This window comes from Synechococcus sp. RS9916 (genome assembly GCF_000153825.1).
Classification (GTDB): Bacteria; Cyanobacteriota; Cyanobacteriia; order PCC-6307; family Cyanobiaceae; genus Synechococcus_C.
In genome coordinates this window covers 1,681,185-1,703,344 of the sequence record NZ_DS022299.1, presented here as the reverse complement: position 1 = coordinate 1,703,344, position 22,160 = coordinate 1,681,185, and the positions used below count along the sequence as shown (strand labels likewise).

The 22,160-nt window shown below is 63.5% G+C and carries 16 protein-coding genes, 1 tRNA gene and 1 pseudogene; 11 read left to right on the top strand and 7 right to left on the bottom strand.

What is annotated here, in order from left to right:
• Nucleotides 1-66: 66 nt before the first annotated feature.
• The 3 genes from RS9916_RS09160 to RS9916_RS09150 are packed head-to-tail and all read left to right on the top strand — an operon-like array spanning nucleotide 67 to nucleotide 4,027.
• A complete protein-coding gene (locus tag RS9916_RS09160; protein WP_007099083.1) occupies nucleotides 67-2,415 on the top strand; it encodes a cation-translocating P-type ATPase in 2,349 nt (782 codons plus the stop codon).
• A gap of 5 nt (nucleotides 2,416-2,420) precedes the next feature.
• Entirely contained in the window at nucleotides 2,421-3,059 is a 639-nt protein-coding gene (gene tmk / locus RS9916_RS09155) for a dTMP kinase (protein WP_038024421.1), read from the top strand.
• Nucleotides 3,059-4,027 (top strand): DNA polymerase III subunit delta', encoded by a 969-nt coding sequence (locus RS9916_RS09150; protein WP_007099081.1) that lies wholly within the window; start codon nucleotides 3,059-3,061, stop codon nucleotides 4,025-4,027. The genes tmk and RS9916_RS09150 overlap by 1 nt, the downstream gene beginning before the upstream one ends.
• Before the next feature lie 24 nt (nucleotides 4,028-4,051).
• On the opposite strand, the gene RS9916_RS09145 is transcribed toward RS9916_RS09150, so the two are convergent.
• From RS9916_RS09145 to RS9916_RS09130, 4 genes are all read right to left on the bottom strand, one after another.
• On the bottom strand, nucleotides 4,052-4,849 hold the full coding sequence (locus tag RS9916_RS09145; protein WP_007099080.1) for a response regulator transcription factor: 798 nt from the start codon (nucleotides 4,847-4,849) through the stop codon (nucleotides 4,052-4,054).
• Between the two features lie 300 nt (nucleotides 4,850-5,149).
• Nucleotides 5,150-5,221, bottom strand: a tRNA-Asn gene (locus tag RS9916_RS09140).
• Nucleotides 5,222-5,244: 23 nt separating this feature from the next.
• Nucleotides 5,245-5,934 (bottom strand): ABC transporter ATP-binding protein, encoded by a 690-nt coding sequence (locus RS9916_RS09135; RefSeq protein ID WP_007099079.1) that lies wholly within the window; start codon nucleotides 5,932-5,934, stop codon nucleotides 5,245-5,247.
• On the bottom strand, nucleotides 5,927-6,190 hold the full coding sequence (locus RS9916_RS09130) for a hypothetical protein (protein WP_038023594.1): 264 nt from the start codon (nucleotides 6,188-6,190) through the stop codon (nucleotides 5,927-5,929). The genes RS9916_RS09135 and RS9916_RS09130 overlap by 8 nt, the downstream gene beginning before the upstream one ends.
• A 198-nt stretch (nucleotides 6,191-6,388) precedes the next feature.
• On the opposite strand from RS9916_RS09130, the gene psbD reads away from it, so the two are divergent.
• On the top strand, nucleotides 6,389-7,444 hold the full coding sequence (gene psbD, locus RS9916_RS09125; protein WP_007098349.1) for a photosystem II D2 protein (photosystem q(a) protein): 1,056 nt from the start codon (nucleotides 6,389-6,391) through the stop codon (nucleotides 7,442-7,444).
• Between the two features lie 229 nt (nucleotides 7,445-7,673).
• Nucleotides 7,674-9,152: pseudogene (locus RS9916_RS09120) on the top strand (DUF2079 domain-containing protein); the annotation flags it as partial.
• A 10-nt stretch (nucleotides 9,153-9,162) separates the two neighbouring features.
• Here the strand turns inward: RS9916_RS09120 and RS9916_RS13905 are convergent.
• Both RS9916_RS13905 and RS9916_RS09115 read right to left on the bottom strand, forming a co-directional pair.
• Nucleotides 9,163-10,605: a DUF2079 domain-containing protein gene (locus tag RS9916_RS13905; RefSeq protein ID WP_083773051.1), complete on the bottom strand. Its 1,443-nt coding sequence runs from the start codon at nucleotides 10,603-10,605 to the stop codon at nucleotides 9,163-9,165.
• Nucleotides 10,602-12,242: a glycosyltransferase family 39 protein gene (locus RS9916_RS09115; protein WP_083773050.1), complete on the bottom strand. Its 1,641-nt coding sequence runs from the start codon at nucleotides 12,240-12,242 to the stop codon at nucleotides 10,602-10,604. The genes RS9916_RS13905 and RS9916_RS09115 overlap by 4 nt, the downstream gene beginning before the upstream one ends.
• A gap of 336 nt (nucleotides 12,243-12,578) precedes the next feature.
• Here RS9916_RS09115 and RS9916_RS09110 point away from each other — a divergent pair, with 336 nt between their 5' ends.
• From RS9916_RS09110 to RS9916_RS09090, 5 genes are all read left to right on the top strand, one after another.
• Entirely contained in the window at nucleotides 12,579-14,513 is a 1,935-nt protein-coding gene (locus RS9916_RS09110; protein WP_038023589.1) for an iron uptake porin, read from the top strand.
• Nucleotides 14,514-14,714: 201 nt separating this feature from the next.
• A complete protein-coding gene (locus RS9916_RS09105; protein ID WP_038023586.1) occupies nucleotides 14,715-16,496 on the top strand; it encodes an iron uptake porin in 1,782 nt (593 codons plus the stop codon).
• 299 nt (nucleotides 16,497-16,795) lie between these two features.
• Nucleotides 16,796-17,764 (top strand): cysteine synthase A, encoded by a 969-nt coding sequence (gene cysK, locus RS9916_RS09100; RefSeq protein ID WP_007099069.1) that lies wholly within the window; start codon nucleotides 16,796-16,798, stop codon nucleotides 17,762-17,764.
• Entirely contained in the window at nucleotides 17,761-18,471 is a 711-nt protein-coding gene (locus tag RS9916_RS09095) for a J domain-containing protein (RefSeq protein ID WP_007099068.1), read from the top strand. The genes cysK and RS9916_RS09095 overlap by 4 nt, the downstream gene beginning before the upstream one ends.
• Nucleotides 18,471-20,585, top strand: coding sequence for a phospholipid carrier-dependent glycosyltransferase (locus tag RS9916_RS09090; RefSeq protein WP_007099067.1), 2,115 nt, complete (start codon nucleotides 18,471-18,473; stop codon nucleotides 20,583-20,585). The genes RS9916_RS09095 and RS9916_RS09090 overlap by 1 nt, the downstream gene beginning before the upstream one ends.
• On the opposite strand, the gene ndhO is transcribed toward RS9916_RS09090, so the two are convergent.
• Complete coding sequence (gene ndhO, locus RS9916_RS09085; protein ID WP_007099066.1) at nucleotides 20,564-20,818, bottom strand: NAD(P)H-quinone oxidoreductase subunit O; 255 nt, start codon at nucleotides 20,816-20,818, stop codon at nucleotides 20,564-20,566. The two genes, RS9916_RS09090 and ndhO, sit on opposite strands and share 22 nt — an antisense overlap.
• 59 nt (nucleotides 20,819-20,877) lie before the next feature.
• Between ndhO and RS9916_RS09080 the strand changes: the two genes are divergently transcribed.
• Entirely contained in the window at nucleotides 20,878-22,140 is a 1,263-nt protein-coding gene (locus RS9916_RS09080) for a cation:proton antiporter (protein ID WP_007099065.1), read from the top strand.
• Nucleotides 22,141-22,160 lie beyond the last annotated feature (20 nt).

Genomic DNA, 22,160 nt, shown 5'->3' with positions numbered 1-22,160 from the left:
TGCTGGAATGGCTCCCATCCTGGTGCACGCAGCCCTGCCTAGCGTGCAAATGTCTCAAACCCTGCTGTGAGTCGCACCTCCACCGCTGGTCCCCACACCACTGTTCTCCTGGATGTGGAGGGCATGAAGTGCGGAGGGTGCGTGCGCGCTGTGGAGCGCACCTTGCTCGAGCAGCCGGGCGTGGAGGAGGCCAGCGTCAATCTGGTGACGCGCAGTGCCTGGTTGAGCCTTGCCGGCGAAGGTCAAGCCCTGGAAGGGGTGTTGTCGGCGCTTGAAAATCGCGGCTTCCCCGCCAAAGCCCGCTCCCAGACCGCCCCCGGTGCCGGCGAAGACGATGTGGAGCGCAGCTGGGGCTGGTGGCGTCAGTGGCGGCAGCTGATGGTGGCCCTGGTGTTGCTGGTGCTGTCGGTGTTGGGGCATCTGGCGGAAGGCGGCCACCTGAACCTGCCCGTCGTGGGGGAATTGTGGTTTCACGCGACCCTGGCCTCGGTAGCGCTGATCGGACCGGGTCGACCGATCCTGGTGGGGGGCTGGAGGGCGGTTCGTGCGGGAGCGCCGAGCATGGACACCCTGGTGGGCCTCGGCGTCAGCAGTGCCTATCTCGCCAGCCTGGTGGCTTTGATCTGGCCCCAGGTGGGCTGGCCCTGTTTCTTCAACGAGCCGGTGATGTTGCTCGGCTTTGTGCTGCTCGGCCGCTTCCTGGAGGAGCGGGCCCGGGTACGAACGGGCCGGGCGTTGCAGCAGTTGGCTGCGTTGCAGCCGAATCAAGCCCGGTTGGTCATGGCCGATGGCAGTGTCAGGGAGGTGCCGGTGGCTGCATTGCGGCCTGGTGAGCGCCTCCAGTTGCTGGCGGGTGACCGCATCCCTGTCGACGGCGTGGTGATCGAGGGCTGCTCGGCGGTGGATGTCTCGAGCCTGACCGGCGAACCTCTGCCCCTTGAGGCAGCCCCTGGCACGGAGTTGTCCTCAGGCAGCCTCAACCTCGAAGCGACCTTGGTGCTGGAGGCGCAGCGGGTGGGTGCGGAGACCGCCCTGGCTCGGATCATCGCCATGGTGGAGCAGGCCCAGGCCCGGAAGGCTCCGATCCAAGGGCTGGCTGACCGCGTTGCCGGGATGTTCTGTTACGGCGTGATCAGTCTGGCCACGCTCACATTTTTGTTTTGGTGGCAGGTGGGTCCCCGCCTCTGGACCCAGGTGTTGGCGGCGCCGATGCCAGCGGCCCATCACCATTCCGCTGCCATGGCCGCTGCGCATGGCCATGGCCTGCATGGCCCCTTGGGTGCAGGCGCTGAAACTCCCTTGGGATTGGCCATTCAGCTGGCCATTGCTGTGCTGGTGATCGCCTGTCCCTGTGCACTGGGTCTGGCCACCCCCACCGTGATCACGGTGTCGTCGGGATTGGCGGCCCGTCAGGGCTGGCTGTTTCGCGGTGGGGATGTGATCGAGCTGGCGGCTGGGCTGGATCGCGTTGTGTTCGACAAGACCGGCACGCTCACCCTTGGCCGTCCCTTGGTGGCTGAGGTGCTGGCGAGTGCTGATCCAGCCCGCACCCTGCAACTGTCGGCCAGCGTCGAGAACACCAGTCGCCATCCATTGGCCCACGCCCTGCTGCAGGAGGCACAGCGTCGTGGCTTGCCCTTGCTGCCGGTGGTGGGCAGTCGCACCGTCCCCGGCGCGGGTGTGGCTGGTGAGCTTGAGGGGGTTGAGGGCACGGTGCGCGTGGGTGCTCCCGAATGGCTGCAACGGGAAGGCATCGTCTGGCCTGCGCCTTTCCAGGAGGCTCTTGATCAGGCCTCCGACAAAGGGCAGTCGCTCGTGGCGGTGGCTCTGGATGAGAGGCCCCTGGGTTTGATCTGTGTGGACGACCGCGTGCGCCCCGATGCCTCTGTGGCCTTGCAACGGTTGCGCGGTCAGGGTCTGATGTTGGCGATGCTGAGCGGCGACCGTCAGCCGTCGGTGCAGCGCCTGGGTGATGCGCTGGGTTTTCAGGCCGATCAACTCGCCTGGCAGTTGTTGCCGGAGCAGAAGCTGGAGCGGTTGGAGGCCTACAGGACCACCGGCAGCGTGGCGATGGTGGGGGATGGCATCAACGATGCGCCTGCTCTTGCAGCGGCTGATCTGGGGATCGCTGTGGGCACTGGCACCCAGATCGCTCAAGACACCGCTGACCTGGTGCTATTGGGAGACCGCCTGGAGGCGGTGCCTGAAGCGCTGCAGCTGGCCAAGCGCACCATGGCCAAGATCCGCCAGAACCTCTTCTGGGCCTTCGGATACAACCTGCTGGCCTTACCGGTGGCGGCCGGAGTGTTGCTGCCGGGCTTTGGCCTGCTGCTGTCGCCGCCACTGGCGGCCTTGTTGATGGCCCTGAGCTCCATCACTGTGGTGCTCAATGCCCTCAGTCTTCGCCTTCCATGAGCGGGATGCGGGGTCGCTTTCTGGTCATGGAGGGCATTGATGGGTGCGGCAAGACCACCCAGATGCAGCGCCTGGCGGAGTGGTTGCCAGGCAGCGGTTTGATGCCTTCAGGGGCCCAGTTGGTGCAGACGCGGGAGCCGGGCGGTACTCCCCTGGGCCAGGCCCTGCGTCAGTTGTTGCTCCATCCTCCTGAGGCAGTGGCACCAGGCCCGGTTGCCGAACTGCTGCTGTATGCCGCCGATCGGGCCCAGCATGTGGACCAGGTGATTCGGCCTGCCCTGGCGCGGGGCGACTGGGTGATCAGTGATCGGTTCGCCGGATCGACACTGGCTTATCAGGGTTATGGCCGGGAGCTTAATCGGGAGCTCATTGTTCAACTCGAGCAGATCGCCACAACGGGGCTTCAGCCTGATGCCACCTTCCTGCTGGATCTGCCTTTGGCGGTCAGTCAGGCCCGCCGTGCGGATCAGGCCAATGATCGGATCGAGGCGGCCGGTCAGGCGTTTTTGCAGCGCGTCAGCGAGGGGTTCCGGGTGTTGGCGGCAGGCCGCGGCTGGTGGTGCATTGATGCGGATCAAGTCCCCGATGCGGTCACGGCTCAGATCCGGGATCGCCTGCAGCGCGGTTTCTCTGAGGGGGGCTGATGGTTCCTCTGTTTTCTGATCTGGTGGGCCAGCCCCAGGCGGTGTCGTTGCTGGAGGCGGCCCTCAGCCATCAGCGGGTGGCGCCTGCCTATCTCTTTGCTGGACCTGATGGTGTAGGCCGGCGTCTGGCTGCGCTGCGGTTTCTGGAGGGGGTGCTTCAGGGAGGGCAAGAGGACCGCCGAGAACGTCGTCGGTTGGAGGCCCGTAACCATCCTGATCTGCTCTGGGTGGAACCCAGCTATTCCCATCAGGGTCGGCTGATCCCTCGCTCGGAGGCGGAGGAGGCGGGCGTGAGCAAGCGCACGCCGCCGCAATTGCGCCTCGATCAGATCCGTGAGGTGAGTCGTTTCCTGGCCCGACAGCCTCTGGAGTCGCCTCGGGGGCTGGTGGTGATTGAAGACCCGGAAGCGATGGCGGAGTCGGCGGCCAACGCCCTCCTCAAAACCCTTGAAGAGCCTGGGCATGGTTTGCTGATTTTGCTCTCAGCTGCGCCGGAACGCCTGCTCACCACCATTCGTTCCCGTTGTCAGCAGATCAGCTTCAAACGCCTCGATCCAGGGCAAATGCAGACGGTGCTTGCGCGCCTGGATGGCGAGCAGCGTGCCCAGGCCGCGGCGGCTCTGGAGCTCCCGGAGCTTCGGGCCCTGGCGGCCGGTTCCCCTGGAGCACTGCTCGACCATGCCAACTACTGGGAGGCGGTGCCGGACTCCCTGCGGGATCGGTTGACGGTGCTGCCCAGCAAGCCAGCGGAGGCCTTGGCTCTCGCACGGGATGTGACCGAAGCTCTCAGTGGCGAACAGCAGCTCTGGTTGATCTCCTGGTGGCAGCACCACCTTTGGTATCAGCAGGGGCAAAGCCAGGGGCTGAAACGCCTGGAACGGTTGCGCAGCCACCTGCTCTCGTTTGTGCAACCGCGGTTGGCCTGGGAAGTCACCTTGCTTGATCTGCTCACAGCAGGATCGAGCTAAGTGACGCCTTCAGCAAGGCCTGACTCAGGCGCTGACCCGCTTGCTCGACTCGTCTTTTTGCTCCCGCTCTTGGCGGGCCTGGGCTAGGACGTCCTGGAGGTCGTCAAGCTGGGCCCCGGTGGGCAGTTCCAGGCAATACCCGGCGCCATAGACCGTTTTGATGAACCGTGGCTTGCGGGGATCCGGCTCCAATTTGGTGCGTAGGTGACGCACATGCACGCGGATGGTCTCGATGTCGTCATCGGGCTCATAGCCCCAGACCTCTTTGAGGATCAGGGATGGCGCCACGGTCTGGCCATGGCGTTGCAGCAGGCAGTGGAGCAGTTCGAATTCCAGATGGGTGAGACGCACAGGCGTGTCAAACCAGATGGCTTCGAAACGCTCAGGCACCAGGGTCAGGGGGCCGTAGCTGAGGATTTCGTTGTGGTTCGAGCTGCCCACAGGGGCACGATCACTGCGCCGCAGCAGCGCTTTGACCCGCACCTGGAGCTCCTCGAGATCGAAGGGCTTGGTCAGATAGTCGTCAGCCCCGGAATTGAAGCCACTCACTTTGTCCTTGGTGCCACCAAGGGCCGTGAGCATCAGGATGGGAATGCCGGCGGTGCGCTCATCCCGGCGCAGGCGCTGACAAAGGGTGAGGCCATCCACCTTGGGCAGCATCAAGTCGAGCAGGATCAGATCCGGGGTGTACTGAAGCGCCAGGGCCTGACCTTTGATGCCGTCATCGGCACGCTGCACGTCAAAGCCGTTGTGCTCGAGGTGTCCACCCACGAGTTCGCGCATGTCGCCGTCGTCTTCGATCAGGAGGATGCAGGGCTTCATCGGGACGCTGGCTCGGTGAACGATTGGAACGCGACGCGCAGAGGAATGACGTTCGTTCGGATTCTCACAAGATTTGTAGACCCTCTGGCGGGCTGGTGCAGGGGCTTGCCTCTTGCGGTAATGCCCTCACATGCCAGTCTCTCACTGTGATTTGCTCACCATTGATCGCTCTGGAAGCGCCTGTCTTTTCAGAATGTTTTCGGAATCCAGCTGTGGTTTGTTACGCGATGAGCGTTTTTCAGGTTGATTTTTAGCTGGACACACAAAAAAACCACAGCTTCTGCTGTGGCTTTTGAAAAACTCCCCGGGCGGGATTCGAACCTGCGACCAATCGATTAACAGTCGACCGCTCTACCGCTGAGCTACCGAGGAATGGGACCCGAAGAACTTACCCCTCAGCCCCGCCGCCCTGCAAGCGGTTGAAGCTGTTTGCGCAGTTTTTGGCCGCTGCTCCAGGGGGCGATGCGGCCTTTTTCCATGCGTGCCGCTCCATCGGCGTGGTCCAGCTCGTCGAGGCGGTGGGTGACCCAGAGAGCGGTTAATGGGGCTTGGGAGCGGTGACAGAGCTGTTGCACAGCAGCCAGCACCGTTTGTTGGCTGGCGGGATCCAGAAGCGCTGTCGGTTCATCCAGCAGCAGCAGGTTGGCGTCGCTCGCCAAGGCGCCGGCGATGGCCAGGCGTTGTTTTTGCCCGCCGCTGAGGGTGTGAATAGGCCGGGTGGCCATCCCCGCCAGGCCCACTTGTTCCAACAGGTGGTTGATGCGGGTGTGGCGCTCCCCGCTGCTGAGATGGCGGGGCAGATTCAGCAGCAGTTCGCTGCCGCAGCTGGGCAGCAGCAATTGGTGGTCGGGGTTCTGGAACACCAGGGCAGGCCTGAGGGTGCAGTCCAGCTGACCGCTCTGTGGTTCAAGCAACCCCCCGATCATGCGGAAGAGCGTGCTTTTGCCGCTGCCGTTGCTGCCCACCAGCATCCATAGGCCGGGTCCGGGAATGGTGAAGGAGCACTGATCAAGTGCGCGTGTGCCGTTGGGCCAGCTGAAGCTGACCCGGTCGAACCGCAAGCCTGGAGCGGTGAGCTCAGCCATCAAAGGCAAAGCCAGGGCGCTTGCTGCCGCCGCCCGTGGCGGTCTTTTCGTAAATCTGAACGGCCAGCACTTCACTGCTGAGCACGCTCACGCGCTTGCCTTCCATTTTTTCGCAGCTGAGTTCCAGCAGGCGGGGCTGGCCCTGCTCCATGGTCTGGCGCACCTGCTGATACAGAGTTTCGGCGGCGGCCTGGTCCTTGCGCTGCACCGACACCGGCATCGGGCTCATCTTGATGGCCAGTTCAATGACGTACACGGGGGTGGGCTGCAAGTCGGCGCATTCTCGCGAATGGAATCTCCGCCTGGTGTGCAGGGTGCACCTGGCGGGGAAGGCTCGCTGCTGTGCTTTCTGAGTATTTCCACTTATCGCCCTGGGCGTGTGGGGTGGATTTCCCCCAAGACGGCTTGCGCCCATTAGGCTGCGCAACGTAACGCTTCATGAAGCGCCTTTCTCATGACGATCGCTGTAGGACGCGCGCCACAGCGGGGATGGTTCGACGTCCTCGATGACTGGCTCAAGCGCGACCGCTTCGTTTTTGTCGGCTGGTCCGGCATCCTTCTCTTTCCAACGGCCTATCTGGCCATCGGTGGCTGGCTCACCGGCACCACCTTCGTCACCTCCTGGTACACCCACGGCATTGCCTCCTCGTACTTGGAAGGTTGCAACTTCCTGACCGCAGCTGTGTCCACCCCCGCTGATGCGATGGGTCACAGCCTGCTGCTGCTCTGGGGCCCTGAGGCCCAGGGCGACTTCGTGCGTTGGTGTCAGCTCGGCGGCCTTTGGGCCTTCGTGGCCCTACATGGTGCCTTCGCGCTGATCGGCTTCATGCTCCGTCAGTTCGAGATCGCTCGTCTGGTGGGCATCCGCCCCTACAACGCCATCGCCTTCTCCGGCCCGATCGCGGTGTTCGTCAGCGTCTTCCTGATGTACCCCCTCGGTCAGAGCAGCTGGTTCTTCGCGCCCTCCTTCGGTGTGGCTGCGATTTTCCGCTTCCTCCTCTTCCTTCAGGGCTTCCACAACTGGACCCTGAACCCCTTCCACATGATGGGCGTGGCCGGCATCCTCGGCGGCGCACTGCTCTGCGCCATTCACGGCGCCACCGTGGAAAACACCCTGTTTGAGGACGGCGAGCAGTCCAACACCTTCAAGGCCTTCGAGCCCACCCAGGAAGAAGAGACCTATTCCATGGTCACCGCCAACCGCTTCTGGAGCCAAATCTTCGGAATTGCGTTTTCCAACAAGCGCTGGCTGCACTTCTTCATGCTGTTCGTGCCTGTGATGGGCCTGTGGACCAGCTCCATCGGCATCATCGGTCTGGCTCTCAACCTGCGCGCCTATGACTTCGTGTCTCAGGAAATCCGCGCTGCAGAAGATCCCGAATTCGAGACCTTCTACACCAAGAACGTCCTTCTGAATGAAGGTCTGCGTGCCTGGATGGCACCGGCTGACCAGCCGCACGAAAACTTCGTCTTCCCTGAAGAGGTTCTGCCCCGCGGCAACGCTCTTTGATTGTCAGGCGTCGATTTCCTTCCTCTCTGGGGATGCCTTCGGGCATCCCTTTTTTGTTGCCCACCCGGGCGCCTTTGTCGCATTATTGGCGCGTTACCGTTACGAAATAGTGTCAAATTAGTGTCTCTTGGTGAGTTTTTGGTCCTGGGGCGGGTGTCGTTCGGGCCTGTGATCGCAGCCTGGGAGGCGTCGTTTTGAATGGCAGCACGTCGCCCGCCTCAGCACATCGATGCCTGCATCTGCGTCAAGGGCTGAGGTCTGGCCCCCTTCCATTGGCTGGCTGGCTGCGGGCTTCTGGCTGGTCACGCTGCTGATCCAGGTTTGGCGGTTGGAGAGTCTCAGCGCCACCTATGACCAGGCCCTGTTCCTGCAGGAGTTGTGGTCCACAGCTCAGGGGCGTCCATTTGAAAGCAGCCTGTCCTCGGTGTTGTCGGGGGCGGTGGCGATTGGGGGTGCTCTCCCCTGGGTCGACTACCTCCATCTCGGTCAGCACGCCAATGCCCTCACGCTGGTGATCGCTCCCTTGGTGGCGCTGCTGGGGCGCTGGGCGTTGCCCTTGGTGCAGGTGTCAGTGCTGACCGCTGCGGGCTTGGTGCTGTGGCGCATGGCAGCCCGCCGTCTGCCCCATCCTCTGGCGTTCCGAATCACGCTCGCCTACTTCCTCAGTGGTGCCGTGATCGGGCCCGCACTGGAGAACTTTCATGATCTGATCTGGCTCCCCCTGTTGGGCTTCTGGGTGGTGGAGGGACTGCTGGAGCGGCGGTTGTGGCAGGTGTTGCTCTGCTCCGCGCTGCTGCTGTTGGTGCGGGAAGATAGTGGTCTGGTGCTGTTTTCCCTGGGCCTCTGGGCCCTGGTGCGTCGCCCGCAGGTGCGCTGGTGGGGCTTGGCGTTGATGCTTGCGTCGTTTGGTTGGGTGCTGCTGGTGACCAGCTGGATTCAGCCGGCGGTGGATTCGTCTCTTGCCGATCGCTTCCTGAGCGAGAAATTCGGCCATCTGGTCGATGACCCTTCCGGCGGCACCGTATCGGTGGTGCTCACGATGGTGTCTCAGCCCCTGGCGGTGCTGCAGGCCTTGGTTTCACCACCAGGTGCCACCCTCGGTTTTGTGCTGGCCCTCAGCCTGCCGCTGCTGTTTGTGCCGCTGGTGTCGGCGGATGCCGCTCTGCTGGTGGCCGTGCCGTTGTTGATTGCCCTGGTGTCGCAGGGGCGCACGGCCTTGGCGGTCACCCTGCGCTATGTGCTCGCTCTCGTTCCCGGTCTCTACATGGGAACCGTGTTGTGGTGGGAAGCGCACCCCCAGGTCTGGGAACGGCGCCGGCTGCGGTCGCTCTGGACGGGAGCGCTGGCCCTTGGCTTGGTGCTCACCCTGGCGGGCAATCCCCATCGCAGCCTGTCGGCCCTGATTCCTGACAGTTTTTCCCCCTGGGTCCATGTGTCGCCCCAGGAGATGCTGGCCCGGCGGCAAGCGGCCCGGTTGGCGGTGGCTCAGGTGCCTTCATCCGCCAGCGTCTCGGCAGATACGCCTCTGCTGCCTTTGCTGGCGGAGCGCGAGCAGGTGATTCGCTTCCCCAAGCATTGGCAGTTTCGTGATCGCGAGGGGGTGGAACAGGCCGTCGACTACGTGGTGGCTTTCCCCGGCTACTACACCTCCATGGCGCCGGTGTTCAAGCGGGAGCGCAAGCAACAGGAATCGATCCGCGATCGCATCAGCCAGTTGATCAGCCGCGGTGACTACCAGCTGATTCACTGCCAAGGGGGGGCGGTGGTGCTGCGCCGGGTGCAAGGCACAACTCCAGGCCTGACGGCCAACGCCGGCAGTCCCAGTCGTTGCGATGCGCTCGGTTGAGCAATTGCTGTTGCACCTTTCTGGATGAGCCCCAGCCGGGGTCGCTTGGGTGAAGTAGCAGAGCCGTCCAGCCGTCTGCCTCCAGCGGGCCATCAAAGCTTTTCTTCGGGAAGGCGATCTGGCGCCGCGCGCTCAGGTGAGGCACCAGATAACTGGTGGTGAGCACACCGGCATCGGAGGGGATGGCGGCGGTGGCAGCGGCCGCTTCACTGCGCAGGCTGATGCGTTCCAGGTAGGGCCCGGTGAAAAACCACGGTTTGGCCAGGGCCAGCCAGCAGAGCACCGCCCAGCCCACGACCAGGGCTTTTTTTCGCCGGCCAACAGCAAGGCCCTGTTGCCCGTCAGCGGCCAGACCATCGATCGCGGCGAGCACGGCCACCACCGCCAAGGGCAGGCTGTAGTGGTGCACCAGGGTGCGGTAACTGGAGGCGGCTGAAAGCAGGTTCACCAGCACCAGCGGCAGGCCGATCAGCAGCACCGGCAGGGAGCGGCGGCGCCACAGCACGCCACAGGGCAACGCCAGCAGCAGCAGATAGCTGAGCCCTCCCGGCCAATCCAGGCCAGCAAGCGCGCTGATGGGCCCGCCGCTGAGATGGCTGAACATGCGCCCTGCCGCTTTCGGGCCTTCGCCATCCCGCAGCCAGGGGTAAAGCCAGCGGCTGAGCATCAGCAGCCAGCCGCCTGACAGCAGAGCCGCTGCAGTGCTCCAGCGCCAGCGGCGCCGCCAGGCCAGTTCAAGGGCAATGCCGGCGGTGATCAGCACCAGCCCATCGCGGCAGCTCAGCAACAGCAGCAAGAGGGCAAACCAGAGCCGGAATCGCCTGGCCCGTTGGGCCCAGAGGCTGAGGGCGAGGGCCGGCATCACCCACACCTCCGGGTGGAAATCAAACAGGGTGCTGTTGAACACCACCGGCTGCAGCCACCACAACAGGCAGGCCAACCAGCACAGCCGTCGGGGCAACTGCGCCTGGGCGGCCAACATCCAGATCGGGACTGCCGTGAGGCTTAAGGCCAGGGCCTGGGTGGCCAGCAGCCATTGCACGGATGGGGTGAGCGCATAGAAGCCACCTGCAACGGCAAAGCCCCAGGCGCCGTGGTCGGCCAGCCAGTGCACCTGTTCCATCGAAGAGATCGGCGGCAGGCCTTGGCTCAGCAGCCAGGCCCATTGGTCAAAGAGGCCCAGGTCGTAGGCGTTGCTTTGCAGTAGATGGTGGCGCGCTGCACTGCCGCCCCAGGCCACCAGGCCCAGCAGCAGGCTCAGGGCCCAAAGGCGTCGGGGTGGAGCGAGAGTAGGCGTTGTCAGGAACGTGTTCATGGCGTCGGGCAATGCCAGAGCTGCCAGTGACTGTTTGGGGTCTGGGTCCTTTGGGTCGGGCTGGCTGGGGAGACGGCTTGGCAGCCTTGCAGCGGCTTGCGGCTCACCACCCAGTGCTCGCCTTGGCGCGGAGCATCCTTGGGCAGCAGTTCCCGTCCGGCGTACCAGCCCAACGAAGGGCGGGTGGGGCCTTTGAGGATCACGGGCGCTTGATCGGGAAGCTGGCGGATGGCGGCAGCCACCGGTCGAGGATCCCAGCTTTCATTCAGTTCCCACAGCCAGAACGGGCTGTGCCAAAGCGCCAGCAAGGCCAGGCCCCAGCCCGCCAGCAGGGTGAGTAGCCCTCGGCGCCTCTGCTGCCTGGTGGGTTGCAGCACTTGCAGGCCACCGGCCAGCAGGCCCGAACCGGCACAGAGCAAGGCCAGTGTCGGCAGGGCCAACGGGGTGGCGGGGAGCTGCATCACCTCGGCGCCCCAAACCACCACTGTTCCCAGAAGCACCAGAGCTCCCAGCAGGCTCCAGATGCGCCCCACCCAGCGGGGGCGCCCATCACTGAGCACGGGCTCCAAGCCTTCAGCGCAGAGCAGAGTAATGGAGGGCCAGAGCAGATGGCTGTACCAGGGCAGTTGGGTGCGCAGCGGCAGCACCAGGGCTGCGCTGCCCAGCAGCAGGCCCAGTTCCCAACGCCCCACGCTGTGGTGGCGCTGGCGCCAGGCCCAGATCACCCCGGCTGGCAGCAGCAGCAGCCACGGCCATCCGCCTTCCAGCACTTCGGTGAGCGGCATCACCCAGGCGCCGGTGCTGTCGCCCACCACCTCAGCTACCCGGCTGAGCCCCTGGCCGCCCCACATCAACAGGGCATCGCTGCCCCGTTGCGAGACGTGCCAGAGATGCCAGGCGAGACCAGGAGCGCTACCAGCCACGACCCAGGCCATCGCTGAGCGGCGCCAATGGCTTTGGCGGCGGTCGATCGCGCTGATCGCTGCCGTGATCAGCAGAAATCCCAGCACCGCTGGCGGCTTGAGCATCAGCACGCCTGTGATGCCCAGTCCGGCCAGCAGGCCATGCCAGGGGCGGGTACGACTGCTGAGCCAACCGGTCCAGAGCAGCAGCATGCTGGTCACCAGGCTGCCGTCGAGCATGGCCAGCCGCCCATGGCGCGCCATAGGAAGCAGGGTCATCAGGATCAGGCTGGCCAGTAGGGCCTTGCGTTCCGCATGGGGGCCTCCGAGTTGGCGGCGCAGCGCATAGAGAAGAGGTATGGCCAGGCTGGCGATCAGGCAAGGCAGCAAGCGCACGGCCCACTCCTGTTCGCCGAGCAGGCGGGTGCTTGACCCGATGAACCAATGCAGACCTGGAGGCTTGTTGAGATAGGCCTCGTGCCATTTCCAGGCCAGCAGCCAGTCCAGGTTGGCTTGGCTGAGATCCAGGCGGGCCATGGTGGAGCGGGCCACGCTGGCAACGCGTCCTTCGTCCCAATCGCGCAGAGGCAGGGTGCCCAGGCCTGGCAGCCACACCAGCAGGGTGAAACACCACAGCAGCACAGACCTTGCAAGTCCGTTAGGGTTCAAGAGTCCTGATCGCAGTGATGTGAAGGCATCTTGGGCCGTCCGCGGTTCGTTTGGCTTCGAATGCATCGCCGGCGTTCATCTATCCATCCGGGAGGAGGTGTCCATGAGTTCCAGTTCTTTGATGCAGGGTCTGCTGATCGCGGAGAACGCCGGCTGACGGCTCTTTCCTCTGACTGATCAATCGGTTCCGCGCCAGAGCGGACCCGGCGAGAGCCCCCGACCGGTTTTCCGGTCGGGGGCATCGTTTTGAAGGGGTGGTTCGGTGGCCGCTTAATTAAGGATTGGTTGTGTAGCAACCGTTACTGGCCCTTTTTTGAGCTGGCACAAGGGCCGTGGGTTAACTCCTGGTAATCGGCAATGTTTAGTTCGGCGCATTTTGCGCCCTTCCTGTGTGAGGAAACCATGAAACTCTTCCAGCAACTGCTGGTGGCACCTGCTGCCCTGGGCCTTCTGGCTCCTGTGGCTGCCAACGCCGCTGAGCTGAACATCAACGGTGTGTCTGACTACGCCGCTTCCGGCGAGCAGGTCACCAGCATCAGCCAGTTCTCGGATGTGTATCCGACTGACTGGGCCTACCAGGCACTGAGCAACCTGATCGAGCGCTACGGCTGCGTCGCCGGTTACCCCAACGGCACCTACCGCGGCAACCGTGCGATGACCCGCTATGAAGCGGCCGCACTGCTGAACGCTTGCCTCGACCGGATCACTGAAGTGACCGACGAGCTGAAGCGCCTGATGAAGGAGTTCGAGAAGGAACTCGCCATCCTCAAGGGCCGCGTGGACGGTCTGGAAGCCCGCGTGGGCGAACTGGAAGCAACCCAGTTCTCCACCACCACCAAGCTGAAGGGCAAGACCACCTTCGTGATCGGTGGCAGCAGCTTCGGTGGCGACGCCTACGTGCGTGAGCAGTTCGGCCGCAACCTGTTCATCGGCTCGAAGTACGGCTACGACAACGCCGAAAGCTTCAGCTACACCGACGTCAACGGCAAAGAGAAGACCTTTGACAACCCCTTCTACTACTCCGGTAGCAAGAAGGTCTACAAAGGCCGCAAGATGGCCGATGTGGCCAACCAGTATCTGGGTGCTGTCACCTTCAACTACGACCAGCAGCTTGATTTCCTCACCAGCTTCACCGGTAAGGATCTGCTGAAAGTCAAGCTTCGCGGTGGCAACTTCGGTCCTAGCGCCTTCGGCGGTGCTTCCACCGGCATCCCCAGCTTCCTCGGCGGTCAGTACTCCACCCAGTCCACCCTGGAAACTGCCTTCGAAGGCGGTGCTACCAACAACAACGTGGTCCTGAACCGCGTGTTCTACCAGTTCCCCCTGGGTGAGAACTTCACCGTCACCGCCGGTGGTGTTGTCCGTCAGGACGACATGCTGGCTGTGTGGCCCAGCGCATACCCCGCTGACACCGTTCTCGACTTCTTCACCTACGCCGGCGCTCCTGGCGCTTACAACCTGAACCTGGGTCAAGGTGCAGGTATCTGGTGGCAGAACGACGGCTTCAGCGTCAGCGCCAACTACGTTTCCAACAACGGCAACGTTTCGAAGGCCACCAACGGCTATAGCGCTGATTACGCCGTCTACAGCAACGGCACTGACGTCTACACCGTCTTCCAGGATTCCCAGGACTGCACAGCCTCTGGTGGCATTGCCACCGATTGTGCTGGTGGTACCGGTACCGTTCAGCTCGCCTACACCGACGACAACTGGGGTGTCGCTGCTGCTTACAACTACAGCAGCCAGTACGCGTCCGCTCTGAACCCCGCCACGGCAACCCCTCTGGCGAGCAACATCACCGCTTTGGGTAACACCAACTCTGTTGGTCTGAGCGCCTACTGGAGCCCCGAAGAGTCCGGCTGGATGCCTTCGATCTCCGCTGGTTGGGGCCTCAACTCCACCTCCGGTGCTGATAACGACACCTACCGCATTTCTAAGAACGGCGGTAGCTACAGCAAGTCGAAGGGCTACACCAACCTGTTTGGTTACGACTTCCAGTCCGCAACCACCCAGTCCTGGTCTGTGGGTCTGCAGTGGACCGACGTGTTCCTCAAGGGCAACACCGCCGGTATGGCTGTTGGTCAGAAGGGCTTCGTGACTGCCCTGGATCTGTCGAACAACAAGTTCGACTTCGGCTACGGCAACTCCAACAAGGCCGAAGAGCGCCTCGTCCGCGACGGCCAGTACGCCTGGGAATGGTGGTACATGTTCCAGGTCACCGACAACATCTCTGTGACCCCCGCCCTCTTCTACATGAGCCGTCCTCTCGGTTCTGCAACCCAGGGCGTCCAGTTCAACCAGTTCGGCGGTCTCCTGAAGACCACCTTCAAGTTCTGATCGAACACCCCTTGGAAGCCCCGACATTCGGGGCTTCCAACACTCCTCATCACCTTGGGCTCCCTGCTTCGGCAGGGAGTTTTTTTTTGCCTGTTAACCAATCCATCACCGTTTCTTGATGGGTGCTTATCGGCGACTGGTATGGCTCATCGGTAAGCTCCGCACGTGGCGCATTTTGCGCCCTTCCTGTGTGAGGAAACCATGAAACTCTTCCAGCAACTGCTGGTGGCACCTGCTGCCCTGGGCCTTCTGGCTCCTTTGGCTGTTGATGCAAACCGGTCTGCCAACGCCGCTGAGCTGAACATCAACGGTGTGTCTGACTACGCCGCTACCGGCGAGCAGGTCACCAGCATCAGCCAGTTCTCGGATGTGTATCCGACTGACTGGGCCTACCAGGCACTGAGCAACCTGATCGAGCGCTACGGCTGCGTCGCCGGTTACCCCAACGGCACCTACCGCGGCAACCGTGCGATGACCCGCTATGAAGCGGCCGCACTGCTGAACGCTTGCCTCGACCGGATCACTGAAGTGACCGACGAGCTGAAGCGCCTGATGAAGGAGTTCGAGAAGGAACTCGCCATCCTCAAGGGCCGCGTGGACGGTCTGGAAGCCCGCGTGGGCGAACTGGAAGCAACCCAGTTCTCCACCACCACCAAGCTGAAGGGCAAGACCACCTTCGTGATGGGCGCCACCACCGCCGGTGGCAACAACGGCTACAAGTATTACGGCACCAAGCTGCGCGACAAGACTGCCTTCGATAAGAAGGGCAAGAAGGGTGGTGCAGACGCTTACAACCGCAACTACGGCGCCTTCACGTTCAATTACGACCAGCGTCTGGTGTTTGACACCAGCTTCACCGGTAAGGACAAGCTGCGTGTCCGCCTCCGTACTGGCAACTTCACCAAGGGCCTGAATGCCTTCAGTGGTTCTGGTGTGAATCTGGCCGCCCTCGACGTGGCAACCGATTCCGGCGTGGCTGGCTCCAATCGCATTGCCAACAACGTGAAGCTGGATCGCCTCTACTACAAGTTCCCGATCGGAAAAGAGTTCACCGCCTTCGTTGGTGCTGAAGCTCGTAACACCGAAGCTCTGGCGATCTGGCCCTCTGTTTACAACAAGGGTGGCGCTAAGATCCTCGACTGGACTGCTCTGATGGGCACCAGCGGCGTTTACAACAAGGAAACCGGTCAGCTGATCGGTGCCTACTGGAAGCAGAAGGTCAAGAAGGGTGAGAACGCCTGGAGCGTCAGCGCCAACTATGTGGCTGACAGCGGCAATGGCAATAGCTCCAACGCCCGTGAGGGTGGCTTCATGACCGACAACTCCGAGGCGAGCTTCTTGGCTCAGCTCGGTTATGGCGGTTCCCGTTGGGGTGCTGCGTTCGCCTACCGCTACGGACAGTGCGACAGCGGCAATGGTCTGCGTCGTGGCACCGAGTTCGCCAAGAACAACAGCTGGAATAACAACTGTGTGTTCGAGAACGCCAATGGTGTCGACAAGCGTCAAGACAGCAGCTCCAACAGCTACGCCCTGAACGCTTACTGGCAGCCAGAAGAGGCTGGCTGGATTCCTTCCGTTTCTTTGGGTTGGGCCCTCAACACTGTGAGCGCCGACAATCTGGTGGAAGAGACCCCCACCGAGTCTCAGAGCTGGATGGTTGGCCTCAAGTGGGACGATGTGTTCCTCAAGGGCAATGACATGGGCTTTGCCGTTGGTCAGCCCACCTTCGCCACCAGCCTGAAGAACTGCACGAAGGCGTCCAAGAAGGCCGGCACCTGCAATGAGACTCCCTTCGATGGCAACTATGTCTTCGAGTGGTACTACAACTTCCAGGTGACCGACAACATCGCCATCACCCCTGCCGTGTTCTATCTGTCCCGCCCCATGGGTCAGTACACCAGCAATCTGGCGAAAAACGGCGGTGGTTACGACGGTCAGTTCAATGTGTTCGGCGGTCTGGTTCAGACCACCTTCAAGTTCTGATCTGACGAACAAGAAGGATTCCCGCTTCTGCGTGAATCCTTTGTTATTTGTTCTTCGTAAAGCCCTCCCCTTGGAGGGCTTTTTTGTTGGGAATGTGGCGAAGATTGCCCCCTTCTGTGATTAATGCCCCGTTGGTGATCGTTGCGCTGTGAGTCTTGGTCATGGGATGCATCAGTGCCCGATGCATTGCGATGGCCGCACCGCCGTGGGTGTTCGGTTTGCTTGCAACCACAACCTGGCTGCAGAGCTCTTTTCAAAATCAGCTTTCAGTTCTGACTTCTGTCTGGTTGGATGACGGCATGGTGATTGCCTCCGACATCACGGCCCTGGTGGGACGCACGCCTTTGGTGCGTCTCAATCGTTTGCCTGCAGCCAGTGGTTGCAGGGCTGAGCTGGTGGCAAAGCTGGAAAGTTTCAACCCCACCGCCTCGGTCAAAGACCGGATCGCCGGGGCCATGGTGCAGGCGGCAGAAGAGGCGGGCACGATCTCACCAGGGCGCACGGTGCTGGTGGAGCCCACCAGCGGCAACACCGGGATCGCCTTGGCGATGGTGGCAGCAGCCCGGGGGTACCGCCTGATTCTCACCATGCCCGACACCATGAGCACCGAGAGGCGGGCGATGTTGCGGGCCTACGGGGCAGAACTGCAGCTCACTCCGGGTACTGAAGGGATTCAGGGGGCGATTGACCTGGCTCGGGAACTGGTGGATGAAATCCCTGAGGCCTACCTGCTGCAGCAGTTCGCCAACCCTGCCAACCCCGCGATCCACGCCCGCACCACCGCTGAAGAGATCTGGGCTGACACCGAAGGCCAGCTGGATGTGCTGGTGGCAGGGGTGGGCACTGGAGGCACGATCACCGGTTGCGGACGTCTGCTGAAGCAGCGTCATCCAGGTTTGAAGGTGGTGGCGGTGGAGCCTGCGGGCAGCGCGGTGCTCAGCGGTCAGCCCCCAGGCCCCCATCGCATTCAGGGCATCGGTGCCGGTTTTGTCCCCCCAGTGCTGGACCGTGACCTCATTGATGAGGTGATGGCTGTCAGTGATGAGGAGGCGATGGTGATCGGTCGTCGCCTGGCCCGGGAGGAAGGGTTGCTCAGTGGTGTCAGCAGTGGTGCGGCCGTGGCGGCTGCTCTTCAACTCGGTCAGCGGCCGGAGCTGGAAGGCAAACGGATTGTGGTGATCCTCGCCAGCTTCGGTGAGCGCTATCTCTCCACACCGATGTTCAGCTCGGCCCTGCCGTTGCCCCCGCGGCTGGATGGTCAGTTGTGAACAACCCCTATGCCGAGTTGGGGGTCACAGCCCAGGCCACCCAGGCCGAACTCAAGGCCGCCTACCGCCGTTTGGTGAAACAGCATCATCCCGATGCCGGCGGTGATCCTGAGCGGATCCTCGCCCTCAATGCCGCCTGGGAGTTGTTGGGGGATGCGGAGCGGCGCCGCCAATTTGACCGGCAGAGCGCCGTTGGCATCGGTGCGTCCCAGGCGGAAGGGGTGGCGGAGGCCCGCCGCCGTGGGGCTCGCAATGCCAGGGCCAGTCAGGCGGCCCATGCGGCCAGTGGTCAGGCTGCTGCGGCTGATGATGCCCTGGTGCACTGGTTGCAGACCGTGTACGCCCCGGTGGATCGTCAGCTCGGCCAGGTGATCAATCCCTTTCCCGCCCAGTTGCGGGCCCTGTCCGCCGACCCCTACGACGACACCTTGATGGAGGCCTTCTGTGCCTACATCGAGACCAGCCAGCGGAAGCTGGAGAAGGTGAAGGACCTGTATCAGTCGCTGCCCGTGCCTGAGGGGGCCCGTGGCTTCGGCCTCAGCCTTTATCACTGCCTTTCGGAGGTGGAGGATGCGGTGACTGAACTCGAGCGCTACACGATGGGCTACGTGGACAGTTATCTCCACGACGGCCGCGAGATGCTGCGGGAGGCCAAGCAGCGGCGCCAGCGTTTGCAGCAGGAACGGCGCCGTTTGGAGATCGCCTGATGTCGGCTTGGCTGTTCCGGTTGGCCTTGCTGCTGGTCTGGCTGTTGTCCACGCTGGCGGATCGCCTGTGGTGGACACACTTCAACAGCATTCCCGCCTGGGATCAGGCCGACTATCTCAACAGCGCTCTCGACCACGGCCGGGCTCTGGGGTTCCTCCCCGGAGGCGGTTGGCAGGGTTGGGATGCGCTGCTCGATCTGTCGCCCAAGATTCCCCCCCTTGCCTCATTGGTGAACGGCAGTGTGATGGCTCTGGCGGGGGATGCCCCTGCCCAGGCTGCCTGGACCCTGAGCCTCTGGCATGGACTGTTGCTGCTGGCGGTGGCGGCCTGGGCCCTGGAGCTGCGCCGACCGCGGCCCGCGGCCCGTGCCTTTGCGCTGCTGGCGGCTGTGCTGGTGGCCCTTGCGCCAGCTCTGCTCGATCTGCGCAGTGACTACGTGCTGGAGCTGCCGCTCACGGCGACGGTCACCCTCGCCCTTTGGCGCCTGGGGTGCTGGTGGGATCCCCAACGCGGTGGCCGCTGGCACCAGGCCTTCACGGCTGCCTTGACCTGCCTGCTGGCGTTGCTGGTGAAGCAAAGCGCCCTGCTGGTGTTGTTACCGGCGCTGGCCTGGGCGGCTGTGCAGGCGTTGCGACGGGGTGCTGGCCGGCGTGTGCAGTTGCTGGCCGGTTTGGCCTTGATCCTGGCGGGTGTGCTGCCGTGGTTGCGGCACAACTGGATCACCACCCTGGGGGGCACCAACCGGGCCGTGCTGGAATCCGCCGCCCGTGAGGGCGATCCAGGCCCCCTGTCGCTGCAGGGTTGGCTTTGGTACCCACGCCTGTTGCCCGAGCAGCTGGGGGGCGTGGTGCTGGCGGTGGGTCTGGCTGGATTGCTTCTCTGGAGCTGGCAGCGCTGGAGGCTTGGGCCAGGCAGCCCGTTGCGGGGGGCGCTGGGACCTGGCGCTGAAGCCCACGACGATCGCCTGGCCTGGTGTTGGTTGTTGATCAGCCTGGTGGCGGGGTGGGTGTTTACCGGCCTGAGCCCGAACAAGGATGACCGCTACATCGCCCCGCTTCTACCGGCGCTGTTGTTGCTGCTCACCAGGGGATGGTGGCAGTGGGGGGTGTGGTGTCAGCAGCGCTGGCCTCAGCATTCGCCATGGCTTCCGGCTGTGTTGCTGGTGTTGGGCGTCGGTGCTGGCACTGAGGCTGGCGCGGAAGCGCAGCTCAGTCGCTTGAAGGATCGTCAGCAGGGGCCGCTGGAGGCGATTGTGCGCCGCGCTGGCGGTGCGACTGCCGGGGCGGACCCCACCACCTTGATTGTGGTGCCGAGCACCGCAGATCTCAATCAGCACAACGTCAGCTATTACGGCCGCCGCGGTGGAGGGCACTTGGTGGGTCGACAGTTGGGCAGCAGTCGCCGTGATCGCGAACCGGTGTTGGCCCGGGCCGAATGGGTGGTGCTGGCGGAAGGTGACCAGGGCTCGGTGCGCAAGAGCGCTCGCAAGCTGGATCAGGCCGTGCGCAACAGCGGCGTGTTTGCCCTGGTGGAGCAGTTCCCTCGCAGCGGCGGAGACAGCTATTCCCTCTGGAAGCGCCGGGCGGACTCTCCTGCTGCGCCGGGTTTTGTTGAGCGTTTTCCTGCACTGGCCCAGGGGCTGGCCGCCGGTCCGGAAGGCCTCGACCCCCTGTTCAGTGCCGTGGCCACGGAGCACATGCTCGATGGTCACTTCCTCTATCGCCAGCCTTTACGCCGTCAGGCCCGGGCACGTCTGGCGCAGAACCCCAACGATGCCCAGGCCCGTTGGACCCTGGCGCTGCTGTCGGTGTTGGCCAATCGCCCAGCCGAAGCTTCAGCCCAATTCGCGGCCCTGGAGCAGGTTCTCCCCGCCAATCCCTGGCCCAGTGCCTACCGGGCGGTGGTCACCATTGCCGGTTGGAATCCCTGGCGAGCTGCAGCGATCACATCAGCTGCGCGGCAACGCCATGGTGAGCAGCCTTTGCTGATCGCTCTCGATGATCTCAGTGCCGTGCTGTCCGGTGCCCTTTGGCGGGTGCCGTCGGCGCTGCAATCCATCCCGAACGCCGTGAAGAGCGTGGAGTCTGAACTTCAGGACCAGGCTTCAAGCTGAGCCAGTTTCAGCCACACATCGGGCACCGGTCGGCGCCAGCGCACCTGGGCGTAGTTGCCTTTCACCACCAGGATCTCGCCGGGGCCTTCAAAGATGTAGTCCGGAGGGGTGGGATCGCTGGCACAAGCTTCCACGCTGCCGGCGTAGGCCTTGCGGTTGACCCGCACCAGTGCACCTTTCTTGAGGGCAGCGGGTTTGGCCTTGGCTGGCGCCGCGGTGTCGGTTTCGGCCATCAAGAAGGTGTGGGCTGGAATGCAGGCTAGAACCAACCCGTCCCTCTGCGGTCGGCTCCGTGACCCACCAGCTTGCGATTTATCTGCTGGTGTTTGGTGGATTGCTCCTGCTGGCCGTGCTGCTGGACGACCTGGCCGAGCGGATCCGCATGCCTGGCGTGCTGATGGTGTTGCTGCTGGGTTTGCTGATCGACAACAAACTGGGCTCCGGGGCTGGGGCAGCGCCATTGCTCTCGTTGCACCAGGCCCAGCAGATCACCGAGGCCGCCCTGGTGCTGGTGCTCTTTTTCGGGGGCCTCACCACCAACTGGTCACAGGTCAAAGGGGTGATTCGGCCTGCTGCGCGTCTGGCCACTCTGGGCGTGGTGTTCACCTCGGTGCTGCTGGCAGTCGTCATGCTGCTGTTTGGCGTTGGCGTGTCGGGGGCGTCATGGACGACGGGCCTTCCGAAAGCGTTGTTTGTCGGGGCGATGGTGGGGAGCACCGACGCCTCCGCGGTGTTTGCCCTGCTGCGACCACTCCGCAATCGCCTGCCCAAGCCGCTGCTGGATTTGATCGAGATTGAATCGGGCTTCAACGACCCGATGGCGGTGGTGTTGGCGGGAGTGGCCCTGGCCCTGGTCGGTGGTGGCGGGGTGACGCCGGGGCAGTTGGTGATTGACGTGGTGCGTCAGTTTCTGCTCGGAATCATGGTGGGCTTCTTCGGAGGCAGCCTCACCGTGCAGCTGCTGAGAAGCCGCACGAGCCTCAGCCACAGCACCATGTTGCCGGTGGTGAGTTTGGCGCTGTTGCTGGTGCTCAGTGGGGGAACCATCCTGCTCGGCGGCAGCTCCCTGCTTGCCGCCTATGTGGCAGGTCTGGTGATGGGCAATGCAGACAGCCTTGATCGGGAAGTTCTCGAGGAAGCCCATGCCAGCTTCGCCAAAATGGCCGAGCTGCTGCTGTTCCTCTGCATGGGGTTAGTGGTGGACCCCACCCATGTGGTGCACGCAGCCGGTTGGGGCCTGCTGCTGTTTGTGGTCATGCAAGTGGTGCGCTTGGTGATCGTCCAGGTGCTCCTGTTGCGTACCGCATTCCCTCCACCGCAGCGCATGTTCGTGGTCTGTGCCGGTTTGCGGGGAGCGGTGCCGATCGCGTTGGCGATCGGTGCTTGGGCATCGGATGTGCCCTGGGGCTGGCAGATGCCACCGCTGGCTCTGGCCGTGGTGCTCTACGGACTCCTGATCCAGGGGTTTGCCCTGGTTCCCTTGGCGCGTCGCCTCCAGATCACCCTCCCGGATCCCGGCGCCGATCCGCCACTCGACACCGCCCCATCCTCTTAACGTGGCGCCCTTACGCCTGT

Bases quoted from the DNA above. Each gene is read 5' to 3' on its own strand.
- psbD (WP_007098349.1), top strand. From the start codon at position 6,389: ATGACGATCGCTGTAGGACGCGCGCCACAGCGGGGATGGTTCGACGTC.
- RS9916_RS09145 (WP_007099080.1), bottom strand. From the start codon at position 4,849: ATGAAGCCCTGCATCCTCCTGATCGAAGACGACGGCGACATGCGCGAA.
- RS9916_RS09150 (WP_007099081.1), top strand. From the start codon at position 3,059: ATGGTTCCTCTGTTTTCTGATCTGGTGGGCCAGCCCCAGGCGGTGTCG.
- RS9916_RS09135 (WP_007099079.1), bottom strand. From the start codon at position 5,934: ATGGCTGAGCTCACCGCTCCAGGCTTGCGGTTCGACCGGGTCAGCTTC.
- RS9916_RS09110 (WP_038023589.1), top strand. From the start codon at position 12,579: ATGAAACTCTTCCAGCAACTGCTGGTGGCACCTGCTGCCCTGGGCCTT.
- RS9916_RS09115 (WP_083773050.1), bottom strand. From the start codon at position 12,242: ATGCATTCGAAGCCAAACGAACCGCGGACGGCCCAAGATGCCTTCACA.
- tmk (WP_038024421.1), top strand. From the start codon at position 2,421: ATGCGGGGTCGCTTTCTGGTCATGGAGGGCATTGATGGGTGCGGCAAG.
- RS9916_RS09105 (WP_038023586.1), top strand. From the start codon at position 14,715: ATGAAACTCTTCCAGCAACTGCTGGTGGCACCTGCTGCCCTGGGCCTT.
- RS9916_RS13905 (WP_083773051.1), bottom strand. From the start codon at position 10,605: ATGAACACGTTCCTGACAACGCCTACTCTCGCTCCACCCCGACGCCTT.
- cysK (WP_007099069.1), top strand. From the start codon at position 16,796: ATGGTGATTGCCTCCGACATCACGGCCCTGGTGGGACGCACGCCTTTG.
- RS9916_RS09090 (WP_007099067.1), top strand. From the start codon at position 18,471: ATGTCGGCTTGGCTGTTCCGGTTGGCCTTGCTGCTGGTCTGGCTGTTG.
- ndhO (WP_007099066.1), bottom strand. From the start codon at position 20,818: ATGGCCGAAACCGACACCGCGGCGCCAGCCAAGGCCAAACCCGCTGCC.